At 38.8% G+C, this 3,715-nt stretch carries 3 protein-coding genes; all 3 read right to left on the minus strand.

Going from position 1 to position 3,715, the window contains the following annotated elements; genetic code table 11:
- The coding region (locus tag AC1DDX_RS26185; protein WP_477622896.1) for a heavy metal translocating P-type ATPase at nt 1–1,323 on the minus strand (1,323 nt) is incomplete at its 3' end.
- 134 nt (nt 1,324–1,457) lie between these two features.
- Nucleotides 1,458–1,745, minus strand: coding sequence for a sigma factor-like helix-turn-helix DNA-binding protein (locus AC1DDX_RS26190; RefSeq protein ID WP_288883693.1), 288 nt, complete (start codon nt 1,743–1,745; stop codon nt 1,458–1,460).
- Between the two features lie 426 nt (nt 1,746–2,171).
- On the minus strand, nt 2,172–3,350 hold the full coding sequence (locus AC1DDX_RS26195; protein WP_288883695.1) for a formylglycine-generating enzyme family protein: 1,179 nt from the start codon (nt 3,348–3,350) through the stop codon (nt 2,172–2,174).
- Nucleotides 3,351–3,715: the final 365 nt, after the last annotated feature.

The raw sequence follows: 3,715 nt of genomic DNA on the forward strand, positions 1-3,715 counted from the left end.
ACATACGACATACGTGTTAATACGTGCCAGCTCTTCAACCACAGCGGTATTCTTCAGATAAAATCTGTTTTTATCAAAAACTGATAATACAGCTGCCAGTGTAAACGGTGAACTCAGGGCCAGAGCACATGGACAAGCAATAATTAAAACTGCGGTAAAGGATGCCAATGCTTTAGAGGGATCTGTGGAAATCCAGAAAATGCCTGCACCTAATGCAATAACTAATAGAACGATACTAAAATACCTGCTGGCAGTATCACTAAATGTTTTGATACGCTTCTTCGATTCAATAAAAGCACTATTATTCCAAAGTTGCGTAAGGTAGCTTTGCGACACCGGCTTTAATACCTCCATTTCAATAGAACCTGATAGTTGTCGGCCACCCGCATAAATAATTTCTCCCAGTGTTTTTTTTACCGGAATGGATTCCCCTGTTACAAAACTAAAGTCTATTTCAGCCTCGCCGTTGAGTAGAATAGCGTCTGCCGGCAAAATTTCCTGACTTCTGATTAGAATTCTGTCACCCGTTTTTAAATCACTGAGGGGTATTGGCCTTTCCACTCCTTCGTTTATGGTGGTTACTGCAACAGGAAAGTAGGACCGATAATCTCTCTCAAATGAAATATGATGAAAGGTTCTTTCCTGCATCCACTTTCCTACTAAGAGAAAGAAAACCAATCCGCAAAGTGTATCTACAAACCCAGCTCCGGTTTGCGAGATGATTTCATAAGCAGAACGCAGAAACATAACCAGGATACCAAGTGCTAATGGAAAATCAAGATTGAGTCTCTTTGCCTTTAGATTTGTCCACGCAGAAATAAAATACTCCCTTCCGCTGTACAAAACAACAGGTAATGAAAATGCAAGATTAAGCCATCCAAAGAAATTCTTAAATTCGCGTTCCCATGTCCAAAGTCCAAAATAATCAGGAAAACTTAAAAGCATTACATTACCAAAACAGAATCCTGCCACAGCAATTTTGGTAATGAGGCTTCTTTCTGTTTTACTTGATTGTCCTTTTTTTACAATATCCTGCAAGCTTATTAAAGGCTCATAACCTATTGAAGAGAGCAATTGTGCCAGCTGTTTTAAATTAGTTTCATCATTTTTAAATGTTATAGAAACCTGTTTTTTAAGGAAATCAACTCTTGACTGCAATATTCCTGATTGCAAAAGATGAAGGTGTTCTAATAACCAAATACACGAACTGCAATGGATGGCAGGTATATATAACGTTACAATTGTTTTGATTTCATCTTCAAAATCAACAAGTTTACTGACAACCTGTGGAACCTCCAGGAAGTATGCTTCAAAGTTGAGTATTTAAGCAAGACGAAAAAGTGACAGAAATCCTACCTATTTATGATATGTATCACTTTTGAGCTAAAACAGATGTTTAGATTTAGTGGTGCAACGTGTTAATCCTTCAAGGATAGTCAGGATGACATTTACGTCTTTTAATGAAAAACGTAAATGTCTAAGTGCGTAGGAATCTGATTTTCTACGGTACGTTTAGAAATCCATAATTCGTTTGCGATCTCCTCATTGGCCAGTAACTGTCCGCGGTTCATCAAAAAGATCTGTCTGCACCTTTGGGCCAGATGAGCCAGATAAGAATCCGCCGCCAATTCCATCTGCTTGTTGATTAGGCTGTTATATCCCTCGTTTTGGGAAGTGCAGTCGCTGTAAACCCCCTCCTCCATACTTTCTTTATAATCAATCGGGTATACTTTACCGGAGGCCATATACCTCTATACCCTGTATCGGTGCGCAGAGGTTAGGCAGGCGTTAAAGGATGGTATCTGAAGTGTGTCAACCAGACAAAATGGTGATAAATATATCATGAACAATTTGCTCACAAACAACTGAGTCCCTTATATAGGAATAATAAACAGTGCTGTAAATTTTAGCTGAGTAGTGATGAAATAACACAGCAAATGCCCGCCAGTACAGATAAAGTAACATTGAATTCCTTAGCTGCGTTTACTATGGAAAACTCAGGGACAAAGCAATACCTCGAGTTTTTTGAACCCCGTAACATTAGACACTTTAAGATGATATTTAAATCAGGTTATAAAAACGGACTATTTACAGCTATAACTGAGATAGGAATGTATAAGAGATAGTACGTTATAAGATCAGCGGAGTTATCTTTGAACTCCGCTGATCTTTTATTTTTTTGACGCAGGTTCAGACCTTACACATCTGAAACCAGTATTTTGCAAGCCTGTATCAGGCGATGATTTCATTCTGGCTGCTACTCTGTATCCCTTACAATAAGAACTGTTACACATAAATGAGCCTCCGCGAGTTACTTTTTTTGGAACGGTAGGCTCATCCGGGTCAAAACTTTTATCCGGACCTTTAGGATTGGTAACTGTTTTACCTTTCTGAGTATCATAATAATCATTGGTATACCAGTCCGACACCCATTCCCAAACATTTCCGGCCATATCGAATAAGCCGTATCCATTAGCAGGGAAAGATCCGGTAGGGGCTAAACCATGAAAGCCATCCCAATCCGTATTTGTGTCCGGAAAACTTCCTTGCCAGGTATTCGCTTTTGGTTTTCGACTCTCAATTTGTTCATTTCCCCAAGGATATATTGCGTTCTTCTGGCCACCACGTGCGGCATATTCCCATTCAGCCTCAGTCGGTAGTCGTTTACCAGCCCATTTAGCATAAGCATTTGCGTCTTCCCAGCAAACTTGGGTAACCGGATAATTGTCTTTTCCTTTCAAATTACTTTTAGGCCCCTCAGGATGCCTCCAGTCGGCTCCGGGTGTCCATGCCCACCATTGTGATGCATCGTGTAAAGAAACGGGGCTAGAGGGCGGATTAAACGTAAGAGAGGCCGCTACTAATAAATCGTCTGATGGTTTTGGAGTACCTTCAGGTAATTGTTTTTTGATTTCTTCCCAATCTGGCTTTCGCTCAGCAACGGTTTTGTAACCCGTCGCTTTAATAAAAGCAGCAAACTGCGCGTTGGTAACTTCTCTCTCGTCCATCCAGTAGCCATCAAGTTTAACCTGGTGTGAAGGATATTCATCGGCACGCCCTTCCTTGTCGACGGCACCCATTAAAAATGTACCCCCTGGAATCCACTTCATACCCTTAACTGATCTGCTTGGATTTGATGATAACAATGAGTCTTGTTTGCCTTGTACCGATACGCCATACTTGCTAGGTAAATTGTCTGAACAAGATTCATCAGCGGTCTTCACATTTTCAGATTTATTTGCCTGACTGCAGGAAAGTCCAATAATGAGTGTCAATAAGAGGAGGGTTCCTTTGCCACTATAGGCAGGGGTAAATAAATGGAATACTTTTTTAAAATTAACTATGTTCATTTTTACAAACACCACTCGGAACTAAGTAGTCGTCGTTGGTTTTTTCAGATTAGCTTATTGTATGATTTTCTACAACGAAGATAACCAATTAATACCTATGATTTTTTTACTATTATTATTAGTAATTTCATTTATCCTTATAAACCTTGGTCAAAATTATATTTGGTCAAATAAACAACGCTAAAGTTTAACTTTTTTATTTGATGACAAATGGATGTAAATCAATATATTTACAAGTTTTATATCAATAAAATTATAATATAAAAAGTGACCCACATTTAATGCTTTGTCTATCAGATTCTTTACATGATTTTAAATAAAAGAGATGACATTTTACTTATTCGTTGATATATTAGTGCTGCAAC

The sequence above is a fragment of the Pedobacter sp. 10L46_2 genome (genome assembly GCF_056395165.1).